Origin of the sequence: Rhodococcus sp. IEGM1428 (genome assembly GCF_050321865.1) — a bacterium.
Classification (GTDB): Bacteria; Actinomycetota; Actinomycetes; order Mycobacteriales; family Mycobacteriaceae; genus Rhodococcoides.
On record NZ_JBNQFW010000003.1, the window covers coordinates 138,688 to 157,325 of the forward strand.

The 18,638-nt window shown below is 64.2% G+C and carries 19 protein-coding genes; 6 read left to right on the forward strand and 13 right to left on the reverse strand.

Features of this window, described 5'->3' with window-relative positions:
• Positions 1–11: 11 nt before the first annotated feature.
• The gene (locus ACQR3T_RS15395; protein WP_052057854.1) at positions 12–734 is read right to left on the reverse strand and encodes an ABC transporter ATP-binding protein; all 723 of its coding nucleotides are present in this window, start codon (positions 732–734) and stop codon (positions 12–14) included.
• Positions 724–1,545, reverse strand: coding sequence for an ABC transporter ATP-binding protein (locus ACQR3T_RS15400; protein WP_428694006.1), 822 nt, complete (start codon positions 1,543–1,545; stop codon positions 724–726). The genes ACQR3T_RS15395 and ACQR3T_RS15400 overlap by 11 nt, the downstream gene beginning before the upstream one ends.
• 148 nt (positions 1,546–1,693) lie before the next feature.
• Between ACQR3T_RS15400 and ACQR3T_RS15405 the strand changes: the two genes are divergently transcribed.
• The 4 genes from ACQR3T_RS15405 (at position 1,694) to ACQR3T_RS15420 (ending at position 7,374) form a co-directional block, all read left to right on the forward strand.
• Complete coding sequence (locus tag ACQR3T_RS15405) at positions 1,694–2,998, forward strand: PucR family transcriptional regulator (RefSeq protein WP_230594564.1); 1,305 nt, start codon at positions 1,694–1,696, stop codon at positions 2,996–2,998.
• A gap of 230 nt (positions 2,999–3,228) precedes the next feature.
• Entirely contained in the window at positions 3,229–5,460 is a 2,232-nt protein-coding gene (locus tag ACQR3T_RS15410; protein ID WP_428694007.1) for a VanW family protein, read from the forward strand.
• Between the two features lie 170 nt (positions 5,461–5,630).
• Positions 5,631–6,122 (forward strand): flavin reductase family protein, encoded by a 492-nt coding sequence (locus ACQR3T_RS15415; RefSeq protein WP_032378376.1) that lies wholly within the window; start codon positions 5,631–5,633, stop codon positions 6,120–6,122.
• Positions 6,123–6,369: 247 nt separating this feature from the next.
• Positions 6,370–7,374, forward strand: coding sequence for a hypothetical protein (locus tag ACQR3T_RS15420; protein WP_428694008.1), 1,005 nt, complete (start codon positions 6,370–6,372; stop codon positions 7,372–7,374).
• Between the two features lie 126 nt (positions 7,375–7,500).
• Here ACQR3T_RS15420 and ACQR3T_RS15425 read toward each other — a convergent pair whose 3' ends face one another.
• The 3 genes from ACQR3T_RS15425 to ACQR3T_RS15435 all read right to left on the reverse strand — a co-directional run bounded on the left by ACQR3T_RS15425 (position 7,501) and on the right by ACQR3T_RS15435 (position 11,172).
• A complete protein-coding gene (locus ACQR3T_RS15425; RefSeq protein ID WP_032377576.1) occupies positions 7,501–9,336 on the reverse strand; it encodes an acyl-CoA dehydrogenase in 1,836 nt (611 codons plus the stop codon).
• A 79-nt stretch (positions 9,337–9,415) separates the two neighbouring features.
• Complete coding sequence (locus ACQR3T_RS15430) at positions 9,416–10,039, reverse strand: class I SAM-dependent methyltransferase (protein ID WP_428694009.1); 624 nt, start codon at positions 10,037–10,039, stop codon at positions 9,416–9,418.
• 23 nt (positions 10,040–10,062) lie between these two features.
• A complete protein-coding gene (locus tag ACQR3T_RS15435) occupies positions 10,063–11,172 on the reverse strand; it encodes a DUF4185 domain-containing protein (RefSeq protein WP_428694010.1) in 1,110 nt (369 codons plus the stop codon).
• Between the two features lie 138 nt (positions 11,173–11,310).
• Between ACQR3T_RS15435 and ACQR3T_RS15440 the strand changes: the two genes are divergently transcribed.
• Positions 11,311–11,745: a MarR family winged helix-turn-helix transcriptional regulator gene (locus ACQR3T_RS15440; protein WP_032377579.1), complete on the forward strand. Its 435-nt coding sequence runs from the start codon at positions 11,311–11,313 to the stop codon at positions 11,743–11,745.
• 6 nt (positions 11,746–11,751) lie between these two features.
• Here the strand turns inward: ACQR3T_RS15440 and ACQR3T_RS15445 are convergent, their stop codons facing one another.
• The 5 genes from ACQR3T_RS15445 to ACQR3T_RS15465 form a co-directional block, all read right to left on the reverse strand.
• A complete protein-coding gene (locus ACQR3T_RS15445; protein ID WP_165712864.1) occupies positions 11,752–11,913 on the reverse strand; it encodes a hypothetical protein in 162 nt (53 codons plus the stop codon).
• A 173-nt stretch (positions 11,914–12,086) separates the two neighbouring features.
• Positions 12,087–12,758, reverse strand: coding sequence for a TIGR04282 family arsenosugar biosynthesis glycosyltransferase (locus tag ACQR3T_RS15450; RefSeq protein WP_428694398.1), 672 nt, complete (start codon positions 12,756–12,758; stop codon positions 12,087–12,089).
• A complete protein-coding gene (locus ACQR3T_RS15455) occupies positions 12,758–13,411 on the reverse strand; it encodes a glycosyltransferase family 2 protein (RefSeq protein ID WP_032377581.1) in 654 nt (217 codons plus the stop codon). Before ACQR3T_RS15455 ends, ACQR3T_RS15450 begins: the two co-directional genes overlap by 1 nt.
• A complete protein-coding gene (locus ACQR3T_RS15460) occupies positions 13,404–14,462 on the reverse strand; it encodes an NAD-dependent epimerase/dehydratase family protein (protein ID WP_428694011.1) in 1,059 nt (352 codons plus the stop codon). The genes ACQR3T_RS15455 and ACQR3T_RS15460 overlap by 8 nt, the downstream gene beginning before the upstream one ends.
• On the reverse strand, positions 14,459–15,256 hold the full coding sequence (locus ACQR3T_RS15465; protein WP_032377583.1) for an S-methyl-5'-thioadenosine phosphorylase: 798 nt from the start codon (positions 15,254–15,256) through the stop codon (positions 14,459–14,461). Before ACQR3T_RS15465 ends, ACQR3T_RS15460 begins: the two co-directional genes overlap by 4 nt.
• Between ACQR3T_RS15465 and ACQR3T_RS15470 the strand changes: the two genes are divergently transcribed.
• Positions 15,225–16,652: a hypothetical protein gene (locus ACQR3T_RS15470; RefSeq protein ID WP_428694399.1), complete on the forward strand. Its 1,428-nt coding sequence runs from the start codon at positions 15,225–15,227 to the stop codon at positions 16,650–16,652. The two genes, ACQR3T_RS15465 and ACQR3T_RS15470, sit on opposite strands and share 32 nt — an antisense overlap.
• Here ACQR3T_RS15470 and ACQR3T_RS15475 read toward each other — a convergent pair.
• The 3 genes from ACQR3T_RS15475 to ACQR3T_RS15485 form a co-directional block, all read right to left on the reverse strand.
• Positions 16,639–17,304: a methyltransferase domain-containing protein gene (locus tag ACQR3T_RS15475; RefSeq protein ID WP_080730505.1), complete on the reverse strand. Its 666-nt coding sequence runs from the start codon at positions 17,302–17,304 to the stop codon at positions 16,639–16,641. The genes ACQR3T_RS15470 and ACQR3T_RS15475 overlap by 14 nt on opposite strands.
• Positions 17,301–17,771: a hypothetical protein gene (locus ACQR3T_RS15480; RefSeq protein ID WP_032377584.1), complete on the reverse strand. Its 471-nt coding sequence runs from the start codon at positions 17,769–17,771 to the stop codon at positions 17,301–17,303. Before ACQR3T_RS15480 ends, ACQR3T_RS15475 begins: the two co-directional genes overlap by 4 nt.
• A 91-nt stretch (positions 17,772–17,862) precedes the next feature.
• Positions 17,863–18,561: a hypothetical protein gene (locus ACQR3T_RS15485; RefSeq protein ID WP_032377585.1), complete on the reverse strand. Its 699-nt coding sequence runs from the start codon at positions 18,559–18,561 to the stop codon at positions 17,863–17,865.
• Between the last annotated feature and the right edge of the window lie 77 nt (positions 18,562–18,638).

Genomic DNA, 18,638 nt, shown 5'->3' on the forward strand with positions numbered 1-18,638 from the left:
TTCGGCTTGCTCTAGAACCCGAGGTAGGCGTGTCGGAGGGCGTCGTCCCCGGCCAGGGTGTCGGCGGGGCCTTCCATCGCGACCTTGCCCAGATCCAGGACTACGGCGTGTTCGGCGATCGACAGCGCGCTCCGCGCGTTCTGTTCCACGAGCACGACGGTCATCGATTCGGAATCGACGAGTGCACGGAGCGTCTCGAAGATCTGCGCGACGACTTTCGGAGCGAGCCCGAGAGACGGTTCGTCGAGAAGGAGGACCGACGGTGTCGCCATCAGAGCTCGGCCGATCACCAGCATCTGCCGTTCCCCGCCGGACAGGGTGTGCGCAGAAGACGCTCGGCGGTTGGTCAGGGGCGGGAACATCTCGTAGATCCGGTCGAGAGTGACGGCGTCGTGGCTTCTGTTGCGTCCCAACGCACCCAGTCGAAGATTTTCGTCGACGGTGAGTTCGGCGATCACTCCACGACCCTCGGGGACATGCGCAAGTCCTTTGCGAGACATGCGATCCGGTGCCACGCCGACAACGTCGACACCTGCGAGATCGATGCGTCCCGATACCGGCCGAATGAGGCCGGAAACGGTGCGAAGCAGTGTCGTCTTTCCGGCTCCGTTGGCTCCGAGTACGGCGGTGATCGCCCCGGCCGCGACGGTCATCGACACCGAATCGAGGGCGGTGACCGGCCCGTAACGCACCGTGAGGTCGGTGATCTTCAGGTGTGCCGCGTCAGTCGTCATGTGCCACTTCGTTTCCGAGGTATGCAGCGAGCACGGCGGGGTCCTCGCGGATCTGATCGGGCGTCCCCTGGGCGATGACCTTGCCGAAATCGAGTACGTAGATCCGGTCGCACACACTCATCACGAGGTCCATGTGATGCTCGACGAGCATGACCGATGTTGCAGGTCTTTCCGGATCGGAATCGGTGGAAACTGCTGCCAAAGAACGAATCTCGTCGCCGAGCTCGCTCATTTCGTCGCTGGACAGGCCCGAGGCGGGTTCGTCGAGCAGAAGCAGTGTCGGTTCGCTGACGAGAGCCCGCGCCAGCGCGACTCTCTTGCGCACCGCGTACGGCAGGCTCGGCGGCAAGCGGTGGGCGTGGTCGTCGATGCGCAATCGCTGCAGCATGGCCATCGCGGTCGAGCGGACCGCGGCGTCGTCGGAGGCGCTCGACGGCAGCCCGAGGAGGCCGGCCAGGATTCCGGTCCGAGCCGTTCGGTCGGCACCGATCATGACGTTGTCCAGAACGGTCATTCGATCGAACAACCCGAGTCCCTGCAGGGTTCTGCTCATGCCGAGTCGGGGGAGGTCGTGCGGTCGTAGTCCGGGCAGCGTTTTGCCGTGTCGGCCGAGTGTTCCCGATTGCGGTCGGACGAGTCCGCACGCAACGTTGAACAGGGTCGTCTTGCCGGCCCCGTTGGGTCCGATGACGCCGAGGACTTCGCCGGGGCGTACGTCGAGACTGACTCCGGAGAGCGCGACGATTCCGCCGAACGACACGTCGACGTCCTTCATGGTGAGAACCGGGTCCATCGTGTCGAGAGAGTTCAAGTGACGCACCTCACAATCTGTTGCGTTCACTATGGTGCGTCGCGCACAACGGGCGATATGGGCGCTGCGCACAGAATCTTTGGGTCGCTGGGCACCAGTACCGGTCAAATCGCCCTGTGATGTGGGCTCTGTGCGCAAAACTGTGAGGGTGGGTGCTCCTGGTGGTCGACACGCATCGACGCGATCCGCTGCCCGCGGCGCGGTGACGGCGGCGGATCAGGAGAAGATCCGAAGCGCATGGGCGGCCTTGACGCCACGGGCCGATACGATCGCCGACTCCATCACGTTGGCGCTCATCGAGCAGGAACCCGCCTACCTGGCCAGCTCCGCTCCGGACATCGCCGGCGAGATCAGGCGCAGTACTCGCGAGCACATCGGTCAGGGTCTTCGCACGCTGTCCGGGCTGCCGGCCGCGAACGACAACACCCGTGAGGTGTGGCGTCGTACCGGGAGGGAACGCGCTCGCCAAGGCATTCCGATGGAGTTGGTACTCAAGGCGTACACACTCGGTAGCCGAACGCTCTGGGAGGAGTTGATGCTCGAGCGAGAACAATGCCGATCCAGCATCGACGAGCATCTGCTTCTGGTGGCGGGTCAGCAGTTGTGGCGTGCGCTGGACAGTCAGTACGAAACTCTCGTCGAGGCGTACCGGCAGGAGAGTGCCCGAATGCAGCAGCGGGACCTCGCCAACGTCCTTGAAATTCTCGACGGTCTTCGATCGGGGCGTGGTGGTGATCCAGCATTCGTCATCGAAGCTCGTGCCACACTTGGGCTTTCGGCGTCACAGCAGATTGCGTGTGTTGTCGGTCCACTCGACGATCAGGGATCGCCCCCGCTGCCTGCGCCCGAGGATGCGTTGGATCAGATAGGCGCGGTATCGCACTGGAACACCAGGGACGGCCATCAGTTCGCGCTCGTGGCTCTCGGAACCGGGTCGTGGAATTCCGTCGTCGATTCCCTCGCGGCGCAGGCCGTGGGGCCGGTCGGCGTCGCGCATTCACCCGAGGGTGTGTCTTCGTTCGCGGCGGCCTACCGGTTGGCGGCGTTGACGGCCGAGACCATCACCGAGGGCAGCGGCGTGGCGTTGGCGACGGAGCGTCTGCCTCGCGTGATCATGGCTGCCGACCATCAATCGTCGGAGTTGCTCGTGCGCCACGCTCTCGGCAGTTTGTGGACGCACCCGGAGCCGCATCGCGGAACGCTGCTCGACACTCTGGCGCACATGCTTGCCTCCGACGGTTCGCCGACCAATGCCGCGAAGGCGCTCTACTGCCACCGAAACACGGTGATCTACCGGGTTCGTCGGATCGAGGAGTTGACCGGGCACGACCTGACCGATCCGCGAGATCGGCTTCTGCTCACGCTCGCCCTGGTCAGGACGGGGCACTGGACCCGTGCCGTCGGGCAAGGCGACAGCTCGACGCCCCGTGGATCATTCAATCGAATGAATTGACGAGACAATTTTTTACTCGGTGTAACGCGCGGTCGAAGAGTGCATATATTCCAGGTGGCTCCGTGCTGCTGCCTGACCCCCGACCCGGCAGCAGCACGGAGCCTTTCTTCGTTCGGATACCGAACATCGCCGAGTGAGCGTCGCCTTTCGGTTTGCGTAAGCTCGTGCGAGGGGTACTCCGTGCCCACGGGTGGAACTTTCATCGAACGGTGGTCCTGGAAGGGTCGAACGTGAGCGAGGGCAAGAGTAGGTCGGGCGACGCGCCGAAGGGCGACGACACCCATCCCGACACACCGCCGTACGACGCTCCCACCGAGGCATTCGGGGCTGTCGGTGATGCCGTGCCGGAGCCAACGTCCGAAGCCGATCGCCTGTCCGACGACGTGACGGTCGACTCCCCGGCCGATGTCGAGCGCACGGACGCTACAGAATCACCTGTTCACGACGCCTCGACCACAGATTCCGTCACTACTGATTCCGCCACCACGGAGGTGGTCGAATCTGCCGGTCCCACGGACGGAGTCGAGTCCGATTCGTCGACCCCGACCCCGCAGCAGACGCCGGTCGCGGACGAGTCTCCGACCGTGGCACAGCCCGTCGTCCCTGAGCAACCCGTCGTCCCTCAGCAGCCGGTAGTCGCGGAGCAACCCGAGTCTCCTGCGGAACCACCCTCGATTCCTCCCGGCGACGGTAGCGCGCAGACAGATGGAGCAGGCGTCACGCCGCCGTGGCGGAAGATTGCCATCGGCACCGGTGCAGTGTTCGCCGTCTTCGCACTGCTGTATGCCGCGGATTGGTTCACGTCGAGTGACCGTGTGCCCCGCGGCGTTACCGTTGCCGGAATCGACGTCGGCGGCAAAGCTCACTCCGACGCCGAGGCCACGTTGCGCTCCGAACTCGGCCCTCGCGCCGAGCAACCCGTTCAGGTCGACGTCGGCGATCGGCAGGTCGACGTGCTTCCTGCCGCTGCCGGTCTCGGGGTGGATTGGAACGCGACGCTGGACCGCGCGGGGTCTCAGCCGATCAATCCGATCACCCGGCTGACGTCGTTTTTCGGTAGCCGCGAGATCGGCGTCGTATCGACCACGGACGAGCAGGCATTGACCGTCGCCATCGACGGACTCCGCGCCGAGACCGATCGTGCTCCCGTCGAAGGCGACGTCGTGTTCGACGGTGTCACTCCTGTTGCTGTTGCACCACTCGAGGGTCGAGTGTTGGATGCCGACGGGACGCGTCGCAATCTGCAGACCGAATGGGCTTCGGGGGCAACGGAAGTGGCCTACCAGTCCACCCCCGTCACGGTGACCCAGGAAGCTGTGGATCGAGCCTTCGCCGAGATCGCTGTTCCCGCTGTCGAGGCACCGGTGATGATCGCCGGTCGCGAGAACGTCGATGCGACGCTGCCGACCGACCGAGTGGGCGAGATTCTGCGCTTCGATCCGGACGGTCAGGGCGGCTTGACTCCGATCTACGACACCGATGTCGCCGCCGGCATTCTCGCTCCGCAACTCGTACGCACCGAGGTACCACCGAAGGACGCGTCGTTCACGTTCTCCGGCGGTGCGCCGACCGTCGTGCCCGGGGTGATGGGCGAGCTCGTGGAGTGGCGGAAGACTCTCGAGCAGCTGCCCGCACTGTTGTCTGCGGACGGCCCCCGCACCACCGAGGCGATCTACGAACCGGCTCCGCCCGCACTCACCACCGAGGCCGCGCAGAATCTCGGTGTGCGAGAGGTGATCGCCGAGTACACCACCGGCGGGTTCGAGTACGCGTCCGGCGTCAACATCGGGCTCACCGCGCAGATCGTCAACGGTGCACTCGTGAAGCCGAAGGAGACGTTCTCGCTCAACGGATACACCGGTCCGCGAGGTACGGCGCAGGGCTTCGTCGAGTCGGGGATCATCGACAACGGCAGACCCGATCGCGCTGTCGGCGGTGGTATCAGCCAATTCGCGACGACTCTGTACAACGCGTCCTACTTCGCCGGCATGGAAGACACCGATCACACCGAGCACAGCTACTACATCAGCCGGTACCCAGAAGCCCGCGAGGCGACGGTCTTCGAGGGTGCCATCGATCTGAAGTTCACCAACCCCAACGACACCGGCGTGGTCATCGAGTCGTTCGCCGATTCGTCCAGCGTTACCGTTCGACTGTGGGGCACAAAAACCGTCGACGTCGAATCCATCACCGGGTCGCGAACCAACCCCACTTCACCCAATACGGTGACGCTGCCCGCCGGCGCAGGCTGTGTCGCATCGGGTGGAGGACCGGGATTCACGGCCAGCGACACCAAGGTGATCAGCGATGCCGCGTCGGGCAGGGAATTGTCGCGGAACACGAGAACAGTGAAGTACGACCCGATTCCGATCGTGAAATGCGTCCAGCCCGATCGCCCGGATCCTTCGCCTGCACCTCGACCAGACCCCGCGCCGGAGCCGGAACCGGAACCGGATGAGTGACGTTCGGGCTGCGAGGACACAGTTCGAATCACCTCGAGTCGGACTGTGGCGTCGACGCTCGATCGGGTGTTTGCTGGTTACAGGAAACTGCTCGAAATGAATGTGTCCGTGCGGGGGTTGCACTGCACAGGTGCTTCGCTGCACTCGACCACCGAAAGGGAGCATTGCCGATGACGCTCACACGTACCGTCCTCGATCAGCAGACGCTGCGTGAGGCGTACGCGCAGTTCCCCAGCGGCGTTGTGGCAATCGCCGCGAAGATCGACGGCGTGCTGGTGGGGCTGGCAGCGAGCAGCTTCGTTCCGGTGTCCATCGATCCGCCTCTGGTGGCTGTCTGCATTCAGAACACGTCGACGACGTGGCCCAAACTCGAATTGGCACCGAACATCGGCGTCAGCGTTCTGGGTGAGGCGCACAACGATGCGGTTCGCACGCTGGCGGCCAAGACCGGAGACCGATTCGCCGGTCTCGATCTCACCGTCACGGACGGGGGAGCCGCCTTCATCGTGGGTGCAACAGCGTGGCTCGACACCACCATCGACCAGCAGATCCCCGCGGGCGACCATGCAATCGTGTTGCTGCGCATCCATTCCCTGGACGTACAGAGCGAAGTGAACCCAATCGTGTTCCACGGCAGCAAGTTCCGCAAACTGCAGCAATAGTCGCTGATCGTGATGTCGCTCGGTTGCCGGCCCTCGAATTTTCGCAAACGCGCGCGCACTTGCTGAACGCGCACAGAATTGTTGGCGAATCCGCTCAAATCTGACAAACGCGCGCGCGTTTGCGACGCCGAAGCCCAGGCCGATCGAACTGGTACGCCGGTACCGGTATTCATCCACAGGTCCTGAGTTGTGCACAGACGGCCCTTTACCGGTCCGAATCGGACTGCGTGTGGTCGAGACTCGGAGAATGAACGACGACCGAATGGTGCGACGAGCGGAGGCGCTGGCAAACGGGTTTGCCGATCACGAGTTGCGTGCTCTGTACGAGCGAGGGGGATGGGTGCGTCTGGTGAACGGCGTCTACGTTCCGTCGTCGAGGTTGGCCGAATTGTCCGAGCACGAGCGGCATCGACTGTTGATCGATGCGATCCTGCCGACCATTTCCGGAGACCACGTCGTGAGTCATCGCTCGGCTGCCCTACTTCACGGATTGCCTCTGCCCCGAGGAGGTTTCGACAAAGTCCACGTCACCCGGCACCGCCGCGGCGGAGGTCGAAAGAATTCGGCGATCATCGTGCACTGTGCACCATCGGTGCCAAGGGTGATTCTCGACGGTATCTCGGTGACGTCCTTGGCCCGGACGGTGGTCGATCTCGGTCGCACCGAAACATTTCTGTCGGCGGTGATCGCCGGAGACGCAGCCATGAGGAATTGTGACCCATACGAGGTCGACGCGGAGTTGAACCGCGCTCGCGGGTGGAAGGGTGTGGCGCAGGCGCGGCGGGCTGTGCGCCTGATGGATGGCCGCAGTGGCAGCCCCGGTGAGACGCAGAGCCGAATCATGCTGCGTGAGGCCGGTTTCGACCCAGAGCCTCAGGTGGAGATCTACGACGCCAACGGGAACTTCGTGGCTCGCATCGACTGGCTGATCAACGGAATTCTCGTCGCGGAGTTCGACGGCAAGGTCAAGTACACCGAGCATCTGCAACCGAACGAGAGCCCCGGCGACGTGGTGTTCAAGGAGAAGATACGGGAGGACGCGGTTCGCGATCTCGGCTATCCGGTGGTGCGCTGGACGTGGGCAGATCTGGCCCATCCGAAGGAATTGACGGCCAGAATAGCTCGTGCCCTGAAGCGGGGTGCTGCCCTCCCTCCGCCGCAAGGGAGCGTACGAAGCACCTCCTGTGGACCGCAAACGCGCGCGCATTTGCTGAACGCGAGCGAAATCGCTCGAGAATCCACGCAATTCTGACAAACGCGCGCGCGTTTGCGGCCGCACTGGACGAGCACTGGACGACTGGCCCACCGACCCCGCCCAGCCCGAAACACGACAACGGCCGCACCCGTGAACAGGTGCGGCCGTTGCAATGTCAGTGGATCAGAACGCTGCTTCGTCCAGTTCCATGATGTCGTTGTCGATGTTTGTCAGGATTGCTCGCGTCGAGGTGAGCTGCGGCAGGATGTTCTTGGCGAAGAACGAGGCCACTGCGATCTTGCCCTCGTAGAACGCCTTCTCCTTGCCCTCTGCACCGTTGTCGAGTGCGGCGATGGCGATTTCGGACTGACGCAGCAGCAGCCAGCCGATGAGCAGGTCGCCGAAGCCCATCAGGAAGCGCACCGATGCCAGGCCGACCTTGTACAGCTCGGTGGGCTGGTCCTGTGCACCCATGAGGTGCTGGGTCATCGAGGTGACGATGGCCTGCACGTCTTCGAGTGCGGTGGCGAGCAGTGCGCGCTCGGCCTTGAGACGGCCGTTGCCTGCTTCGCTGTCGATGAACGACTTGATCTGTCCGGCAACGTGAGCCAGAGCAACGCCGCGGTCGCGGGCGATCTTGCGGAAGAAGAAGTCCTGCGCCTGGATGGCGGTGGTTCCTTCGTACAGCGAGTCGATCTTGGCGTCACGGATGTACTGCTCGAGGGGGTAGTCCTGCAGGAAGCCGGAGCCACCGAAGGTCTGCAGCGACTCGGCCAGCACCTGGTAGGCGATTTCCGAACCGACGCCCTTGACGATGGGGAGCAGGAGGTCGTTGACGCGGTACGCGATGTCTGCGTCGGCGTCCGAGACCTGCTTGGCGGTGATCGGATCCTGGTGTGCGGCGGTGTAGAGGTACACCGCGCGTAGGCCTTCGGAGTACGCCTTCTGCAGCATGAGACTGCGGCGGACATCGGGGTGGTGCGTGATCGTGACGCGAGGCGCGGTCTTGTCGGTCATCTGCGTCAGGTCGGCGCCCTGGACGCGCTCCTTGGCGTAGTCGAGTGCGTTGAGGTAGCCGGTGGAGAGGGTGCCGATTGCCTTGGTGCCGACCATCATTCGAGCGTGCTCGATGACGTCGAACATCTGCGCGATGCCCTTGTGGACCTCGCCGACGAGCCAGCCCTTGGCCGGGACGCCGTGGCCACCGAAGGTCAGCTCACAGGTGGTGGAGGCTTTGAGGCCCATCTTGTGCTCGACGCCGGTCACGAAAGCACCGTTGCGCTCGCCCAGTTCACCCTTTTCGAAGTCGAAGAGTACGGACGGAACGAAGAACAGGCTCAGGCCCTTGGTGCCCGGTCCGGCACCTTCGGGGCGAGCGAGAACGAGGTGGAAGATGTTCTCGAACAGGTCGTCCGAGACGGCAGAGGTGATGAAGCGCTTGACGCCTTCGATGTGCCACGAGCCGTCGTCCTGCTTGATGGCCTTGGTGCGGCCTGCACCGACGTCGGAGCCTGCGTCGGGCTCGGTGAGCACCATCGTGGCACCCCAGCCGCGGTCGACGATGACCTTGGCCCATTCCTTCTGCTCATCGGTTCCGTTGTGGTACAGGATGTTTGCGAAGCCGGGGCCTGCCGAGTACATGAACGCTGCGGGCTGTGAGCCGAGGAGCATCTCGTTCATGCCCCACAGGAGGTTGCGGGGAGCCGGGGTGCCGCCGATTTCCTCGTCGAGGCCGACGCGCCACCACTCACCGTCGAAGAGCGCCTTGAACGACTTCTTGAAGGATTCCGGCAGCGTGACGCTGTGGGTGTCGGGATCGAAGACGGGCGGGTTGCGGTCCGCGTCTGCGAAGGACTCGGCCAGCGGACCCTCGGCCAGGCGCACGACCTCGCGCAGCATGTCGCGGGCGACTTCGCCGTCCATGTCGCCGAAGTTGTCGCCTTCGAGTGTCTCGTCGAGGCCGAACAGCTCGAAGAGGTTGAACTCGAGGTCCCGAAGGTTGCTCTTGTAATGGCCCATTGCTCGTTCGCTCTCCAGTCGGTGGTGCGGTCTCGTGAGTACCGCCCAAGTTAGCTACTCGTCGGTAACTTAAGGGATATTACCCCCGATCCGTTTCGCTGCCAAGGGCAGACCTACTCGCCAGTAGCAGTGCATCGATCGCAGTGCCGTCGCTCACGTCGCGATACCGATTTTCGGCGGTCACAATGGTCAGGCGGGAGTCGATGTCGGACACCAAATCCTCTGGCGTGTACAGGATTTCGATCTCCTGCGGGCCGCCGATGCCGGACTCGATGTTCGATGTGTGGTGCCCGAGAATCATGAGGATTCCATCAGGTTTCAGCGCCGAAACTGCGGCCGAGACGGCCTTTCGTCGTCCTTCCGGGGGCAAGTGCAGGTAGAACATGAGAACCAGGTCATAGTTGGGTTCCGTTGCCAATTGCGTCACATCGGCATGAATCCAGGTGAGACGCTCGCGAACGGACGTGGGTGCAGTGGCGGCGATACGACTCGCCCTCGTCAACCCCACCGAGGAGAAATCGACCGCGTCGACGGTCCAGCCGCGGGTTGCCAACCAGATGGCGTTCCGACCCTGGCCCGACGCGAGATCCAGTGCGCGCCCACGCTTCAGCGTTGTCGCGACCTCGACCAATGTTGCATTCGGTGCCTCGCCGTACACGAGTTCTCGGCCGTCGTACTTGCGATCCCAGTCTGTGGCGTCCACCTTCGGAAGCCTAGTGGGGGCTACTACAACGTGGCGCGCAGCAGCAGAACGTTGTAGTTCTGGTAGACGGTGGCCAGGAAGTACAGGTCTCGGCCGGTCGAGAACGGGTGGATGTACGGCGCATAGATGGAGCTGACGTCGCGGGTGTCGACCAGAACCTCCGGCTCGCTCCACGGACCGACCGGCGACGGTGAGCGCCGCAACACGATCGAGTTGGCATTGTCGGTCGTCATCATCAGGTACTGCCCGAGCGTAGCGTTGTACGCGACCGAGAGTTCTCCCACTCCGCCGACGATGGGTGCCGCCGCGGCCGGGTCGCCCTTCTTCCAGTCCTGGCCGGTCCAGTACTCGTATTCGCCGAGCTTCGCGATGTCCTGCTCTTTCACGCGGGCAACGTGGCCGAGGTTGAACCGGCCGGGCGGGGTGCCGTATTGGTAGACGTAACCGCCGTCCTTCAGGTAAGCGCTCTGCTGGAAGTTACGGTCGCCGCCGACGCTGGGGCGCTGGGTCTCCGGCAGCGGTGCCCAGTTCTCCCCGTTGTCGTTCGAGACCGCCAGCCCGGAGAAGTTGGTCTCCCAGGTTCCGGCCGGGCCCCAGTTCTTCACCGACATCAGGTTCAGATACTGGGTGTCGCCGACGGCCACACCGGCCGTCGGGATCCGACTGATCTCTACGAACGGGATCTTGGGACTGGGAACGACCTCTTTCGTCTGGCCCAGCGGGTCTCTCACGATGCTGTCGAAGTTCATGCCGTCGGCGAGGTTGCGGTCGGTGCTTCGGACGATGGCATTGCTGCGCCACGACCACAGGCTGCCCTGCAGCAGGTTGGGTATCCCGAATCCGGCGGTGTCGCCGAATGCCGTCAACACCTCTCCGCGGCCGTTGTCCCACATGATGCCGAGATCAGTGCCGATCATGTTCACGTTCTGGGTGTTGTTGGGGCTCGACATGCCGGTCACCTGGGCGACGGCCTGGGCTCGGCCGTGCAGCTGCGGCAGCCCGAACGTGCCGTTGAGCCCGGCGATGGGATTGACCGCATTGGGATCAGCCAGGGCATTGGGGCCGGTGACCAGTAGCGACGCCGCCAAGGTCACGGTAGCGATGGTCAATGCTCTGGAACCTACGCGACTCAAGACGTCCCCCCGATTTCGACTTCACACCCCGATAACCTCAGGAACCATATCAGCGGTTTGTTCGAGGGGTAATACATTGAGTGATCCGCTGTTTCGGAGGAATCGGGCGAATGCACCTCGATGTCGTAATCTGGACACGTGAGTGATCTACCCGATTCCGGGCTGGCCAGGGATCTGTCCGTCAGTGCGATGAGGCTGAATCGTAGGCTGCGTCTGCGCCATTCCAGCGACAGATTGCCCGTCGCTCAACTGTCGATTCTGACGACACTGCTGCGAGAGGGGCCGATGACGACGGGTGAGTTGGCGGCGCGGGAGCGAATAAAGCCACCGTCGGTGTCGAGGTCCTCGCACACGTTGGTGGAATCGGGTTTGATCTCTCGGGCGCCGCACCCGACGGATGGCAGGCAAGTGGTTCTGCAGCTGACCGATACCGGGACTGCGGCCGCGCGGGAAGAGGTCGCGTCCCGGGAAATTGCGCTGGCCGAGCAGTTGGAGAACCTGACGGCACAGGAGCGGGAGACATTGGCCGCCGCCGCCGGCATTCTCACCGAGATCGTCGAACAGGTCGACTGAGCTTCGTCAGTTGTCGTTCCGTACTTCGTGATCGAGGGTGTCGATGTCCCACTCGAGAGTCGAGCCCAATTCTTCCGAATCGCCCCGGCGCGCGACGCGACCGAGGACGGTGGCGACGACTGCCGCGCACACCATCCATACGGTAACGACTATCCACAACCCGGTCATGACACACTTTCTAGCACCCGTGTCTGTGAAATCGCCGTGAAACGGTGATTCGGCTTTGTTGCGATTCGATATTGGTCGTCGGTGGTTCGACAATCAGGACATATCGAAGGCGCTGTTCCACAACAGATGTGGAGTTTTCGGGCCTTACGGAACCAATTCGGGCAAAACAAACCTCACGTAACGGACTCGAAATCCTGTTTCGATCGAATTCGGTCGACGGCAATGCGGAATCGACTCTCCGGTGCGCACTTGCGGGAGACCGGGTCCAGATCCGATTCGAAATCGACATCCCGCAATTCTTCGAGCATGGTCAGCGACGCCCCCGCGGCCGTCAGCGCGGCGTGTGTATCGGTGCCCGTCGACGATGCCGACATGGGCACGTCGAGCAGGGTCCGTGCCATGGCCGGGTCGCGCAGGCCCAGCGCCCACCAGCCGCCGTCCTCGGCCGATCCGAGCACGTCGCCACTGTCCAGCCGCGCGGCCGCGTCGGACAGTATCTGCGCGGTCACCTGGGGTGTGTCCATACCGATCTGCAAGACGGCTCCGTCGGTGGCCGCGTCTGCGTGTGCGTTCGCCAGCCGTTCCCCCAGTCCGTCTCCGCGTTGCGTGATCACCGTGAACGACGCCAGAGCCCGAGCCAGTTCGTCGGAGCGGGCCGCGTCGGCAAGAGTGCCGGTGAGGGCCACGACGCGGTGATCGACGTCGGCCGCGGAGACGGCATCGAGGGTGTCCAGCAGTGAGGCGGCGGCCAGCTCGGCCGCAGCGGCATCCCCGATCGTGGCGGCAAGGCGTGTCTTGGCCAGGCCGGGAACGGGAGCTTTGGCAACGACGAGAGCGGTGACGATCACGAAAGAACCTTCCAGAAATCTCGTACGGCGACGATCGTTCCCTTCATCGAGCCCGAAACCTTGGATGTACCAGCCGTTCTCGGGCGGTAGTCCACGTCGTGTTCGGCAACGGTCCACCCGGCTTCGGCGGCCAACACGAGCAGCTGCAGCGGGTAGCCCGAGCGACGATCGGTGACGCCGAGGTCGAGCAGGGCCTGGCGGCGGACCGCGCGGATGGCACCGAGATCGTGCACCGGAAGCTTGTACTTGGTCCGGAGCCGAAGGGACAGAACGGCATTGCCGATTCTCGCGTGCAGGGGTGAGCTTCCCTTGGCCGGTCGTCGACGGCCGACGGCGAGGTCGGCGTGATCCAATGCGGCCACGAGCGTCGGCAGGTCACCCGGGTCCATCGAGCCGTCTCCGTCGAGGACGCAGACGATCTCGGTGTCGGCGGCGAGGACGCCCGCGTGTACGGCTGCACCGTAACCGGGCACCGATTCCGACACCACGGTGGCTCCGTGGGCCGCGGCGACGGCGGCGGTGTCGTCGGTGGAGTTGTTGTCCACCACGATCGTCCGATACCCGGGCGGCATCGAATCGAGAACTGCAGGAAGCGATTCGGCTTCGTTCATGCAGGGAACGACGACGGTGACCGAGCCCGGGTCAGACACGAGGGGGACCCGTACCCTCGGCGTCGCGCAACGGTGCGTCGGCGAATGCGGTGAGGCCCTCGCGGGGCATGACCTTCGCGCGGAATCCCAGAGTCCGTTCGGCGAGTTCCGAACTGGCGACGATGTGCCGCACATCGCCCGCTCGGTACTGTCCGGTGATCTCGGGTGCCGGTCCGCCGCGTGCGTCCGCGAGGATGCCTGCGACTTCACCGATGGTGATCGGTTGTCCCGAGCACACGTTGAGCGCGGTGAATCCGTTCAGCGCGGCCGAGATCGACGCCATGTTGGCCGCCGCTACGTCGTGAACGTGGACGAAATCACGGGCCTGCTTGCCGTCCTCGTAGACCGTCGGAGCCTGGCCGCGTTCGAGGGACGATCGAAACATCGCTGCCACACCGGAATACGGGGTGTTACGTGGCATGTGCGGGCCGTACACGTTGTGGTAGCGCAGCGCCACCACCGATCCGCCGGTAGCAATTGCCCAGGCGGAGGCGTAATTCTCCTGAGCAAGCTTGCTGGCGGCGTAGGTACTCCTGGGCTCGAGTCTCGAATCCTCCTCGACCAGAAGCCAATCGAGAGGCTCACCAGACGTGGGATCACGGTTGTCGAACATGCCTGCGTCGAGGTCGGCGCGGGAGCGGGGCCGTGGAACGACGGTCTCGCCCGACGAATTGAGGTACCGCCCCTCGCCGTACACGACCATCGACGAGGCGAGAACCAGTCGGGTGCAGCCCGCCTCGTACATGGCTGCGAGCAGGACTGCCGTCCCGTAATCGTTGTGGCTTGCATAGGCCGGGGCATCTGCGGCGTCGACGCCCGCTCCGACGACTGCGGCCTGATGACACACGACGTCCACTCCGCGCAGTGTCTCGACGAGTGCGTCCTTGTCTCGCACATCGAGGTCGATGATCCCGTCGGCACGCGCGTCGGGGCCGTGCGCCGATTCCAGCATCGCGTCGACGCCGACCACGTCGAGGTCGGCGGTTCGCGCGGCGTCGAGAATGTGGCCACCGATGAATCCGGCTGCGCCGGTGAGAAGTACCCGTGTCATGGCAGCTCGATCGGCAGGGTGATCCCGGTGTGCACGCGGCACGTGGGGCACTCACCGGTCGGAGCGTCACGAACGGCCGATCGCACGAGGGTCTTGAGTGGTTCGATGTTCTTCTGGAATTCCGCGAACACGTCCACGGCCTTGACGCCCTGACCGGATTCGATGCCGGCATCGAGGTCGGTCACCAATGCGATCGGTGCATAACAGAGTTCGAGCTCGCGAGCGAGAACGGCTTCGGGGTGACCGGTCATGTTCACCAGTGTCCAACCCTGGCGGGCGAACCACTGGCTTTCCGCGCGAGTGGAGAATCGCGGACCCTCGACGACCACCATGACGCCGCCGTCGATCGCAGTGTCCTGGAGGGCCGCCCTGCGCAACTCCCCGCAATAGGGATCGGCGAACTCGACGTGGATGCCGCCCTGGTCGAAGTAGGTCTGTACGCGCCCTGAGGTTCGATCGACGAGCTGATCGGGAATCACGACGGTGCCGGGGCCGTACTCGGGCACCAATGATCCGACGGCGCACGGCGCGAACACTCGACTCACCCCGAGCATTCGCAGCGCCCACATGTTCGCGCGGTACGGCAACGTGTGCGGGGAGTACTCGTGATTCCGCCCGTGCCGAGGGAGGAAGGCAACATCTCTACCCTCCACCTCGCCCAACGTGATCGGAGCGCTCGGGACTCCGTAGGGCGTATCGAGCACGATCTCCTCGGCGTCGTCGGCGAAGAACGAGTAGAAGCCGCTGCCGCCGATGACGGCGATCTCGGCCCGTCCCTGCGCGTCCTTGTTCATCTGTTCATCCTCCATCACCGTCGGTCGATATGCTGTTCGGAAGTCGTGTTCGTCTCGAGGTCCGCAGGGAGAAAACACTATCCGTTACTGGAGAGAAGCCGTCGCCGGTGCGCTCGCCGTCGCGCTCGTCGTGGTCGCGTTCATCGTGCCGTATCTGGGAAACGAACTCGTCACGCCCATCATCAACAGAACCCCGCAGCAGGTGCGCGATTTCGCAGACGCGGCACCGCTGTTCGGGTTCCGTGAGATTCACTTCGGGTGGGGAACTCCGTTCGCCGTACTCATCGCCGTGGCCACCGTGCTGTGGGGGCCTACGGTGGCCCGCCGGTTGTCCTGGACGCGCTTGCTGTTCGTCGTGTGGGGCGCGTCCGCAGCATGGACGATGTCGTTGGCGATGGTCGATGGGTGGAAGCGCGGCTTCGTAGACCGGCTGGCGTCGACGGACGAGTACTTGCACGAGGTACCGGGGATCACCGACATTCCCGCAACTCTGCGCGGATTCTCCGAGAGAATCCTGGATTACCAAGCAGATTCGTGGACCACGCATGTCTCGGGACACCCGCCGGGCGCGTTGTTGACGTTCGTCTGGCTGGACCGACTCGGCCTCGGCGGCGGTGCGTGGGCGGCGACGCTCTGCGTGTCGGTCGGGACGAGTGCCGCAGTCGCGGTCGTCCTCACGCTGCGGGTGTTGGGCGACGAGAAGATGGCCAGGCGCGCAGCGCCGTTCGTGGCCATTGCGCCGGCCGCGATCTGGATCGCCGTGTCGGCCGATGCGTTCTATGCCGGGGTCGCCGCGTGGGGTGTCGCGCTGCTGTCGGTCTCCACGAAGCGGTACCTGTGGCCCGCGTCGATCGGTGCAGGAGTGCTGCTCGGTTTCGGGATCTATCTGAACTACGGGCTGGTGCTGATGGGCTTGCCCGCGGTGGCGGTACTGATTGCCGGTCGAAAGATTCTCCCGTTGGTGGGCGCGCTCGTCGGAGCGCTGATCGTCGCGGGAATCTTCACGGCGTACGGATTCTGGTGGTACGACGGTTACGAGCTGGTGCAAGAGCGTTACTACCAGGGCATCGCCAAGGATCGTCCGTTCGAGTACTGGGGTTGGGCCAACTTCGCGGCGTTGTTCTGTGCGCTGGGTGTGGCTGTGCCAGCGGCATTCCCGCGAATTCTCACGCGAGTGCAGCCGATCAACCTGCTGGTGATCGGCGGCGTGGCGGCGGTGGTGATGGCAGATCTGAGTCAGTTGAGCAAGGCCGAGACCGAGCGAATCTGGTTGCCGTTCGCGATGTGGATGCTCATTGCGCCCGCGGTCTTGCCGATGCGCTCGCACCGATTCTGGTTGGCCCTGCAGGTGATCGGCGCATTGGCGGTCAATCATCTGCTGTTCACGAATTGGTGAGCGGTGCCGGCGTCATCTGGGCGAACCAACGCCCGTCGATCGGTGCCACGTCGATCATCCGAAGGCCTGCTGCCCGGGCGAGATCCGCGGTGGCGTCGGCGCTGACACTCGACCACGCGAACCAATCTCCGACCATGGTGTCGGTTTCCCAGCGCACGGTGCGGTGCCGCACTCCGTAGTTGCTCGGCGCATCCACCTCGGCGATGACGGCTCCGTGCGGTGCCAGTAGGTCGGCAGCGCGACGCAGCAGCCGAACCGGGTCGCCGCCGATGCCGATGTTTCCGTCCGCTAGCAGCACGCAGGACCACTCGCCGGTGTCGGGCAGTGGCTCGAAGATGTCCTTCAGGACGGCGTTTCCGCCGCGGCCGATGGTCAGGTCGACGGCTGCCTTCGAGGTGTCGACGCCGAGGGCCGACACTCCCCGTCGAGCAAGTGCTTCGGTGAGGCGCCCGGGCCCGCAGCCGAGGTCGAGAGTGGGGCCGGTACATCGACTGATCATCGCGTGGTCCGCACGGCGATCCTCCGCGGACGAGGCATCCCCGCCCATCCAGCGGGCAGTGGGTAGACGTTCCCGTGAGCCGTCGGAATCGCCTATCCAACAGGGCAATCCGGCTGCTGCACGGTGGAAGAGTGTATCGGCGGTGACGCTCATGCTCGGCTCCGTACGAGGATCAATCGAATGAAGTAAGCGGCTGCGCTCACGGTGAACAGCGCGGCGGTGAGCGCGAGCCAACGACCGAGGAAGGGCTCCTGCGTCAAACCGGTTGCGGCCCGGTACGACTCCGCACCCTGGGTGAGTATCCCGGGAAAGAACATGAGAAACGTCAATCCGGCTCCGAGAGCGGGAAGGCGAACATAGTTGACCGGAGACAGCGTCCAGGGACGGTGCGTCGATCCGGTGAGAAGTCGGTCGGCGAGCGAGTAGAGCGGATACAGCACCGCGTCGTGCAGCAGTACCGAACCGAAGAACCACACGATGATGGACTTCCACCACACGTCGTTGTTCCACAATGTTTCGGGTCCGGCAATCGCAATGACGTAGCCGACGAGGGCGAACGAAAGCAGCAGACCGACTGCGTGCAGTGGGTGCCCACCGTAGATCTTCGTGAACGCTCTCATCCGAGGCTCCTGACCTTGCGATGCAAAAAGACCCGTGCGCGAGAGCCACCGTCTGTCACGGTGTGCTCTCGCGCACGGGGTCAGGCAATGGTTATGCGGCGGTCTTGACCGTGATGGTCGCAACGCCCACGAGCAGGCCCGGGGTCACAGCATCGGTCTTGAACGTGTCGTTCAGCAGTCCGGCAGCGGTCTCCGAGATCTTCACCTGGGTGCCCTGCAGGATTGCGGTGTTGTCGGGTCCGGTCGCCAGCGGCTGCAGGGTGCGGCCGTCGAGATCGAACAGCACTGCGTCCGCAGCAGCCTCTGCACCGTTGACGGTGACGTCACCGGTGAGAAGTGAAGTGCCCGGGTCGATGTCGAAGTTGGTGAGCTCGACGACGGTTTCGCCGGCGGTCAGCGACAGGCCGCTGCCGTCGTGCATGATCTCGCCCTGGACGTAGGGGTCAACGGTGCCGGGCTCCCAGTACTTGACGTCTCCGCCGGTGATCGGGAAGCGGATGGAACCGTCTGCGAGAGTGGCGGTTCCGACTACGCCGGGCGTCAGGCCCAGGGTGGTCAGTGCGCCCAGGAAGCCGGGATCGAGTGCAACCGCGGTGTCGACGCCGTTGCTGAGGTCGGCGACCTCGGCAGCGGGCTCGGGGGTGCTCTCGGTGGTTTCCATGGCCGATGCGGCCGAGGACGTGGCTGCATCGACTGTGCTGGAAGCGTCGTCGCTGGAGCATGCGGCAAGCGGGACGATCGTCATTGCACCGATTGCGGTGGCGGCCAAAGCTTTACGAACAGTGAACATGTCGGTCAACCTTCCGTGCTCGTCTCTCGAGCGTTGTGGGTCATTCGGCGCTGCTTGCCGAGCGGATGGGTTACATC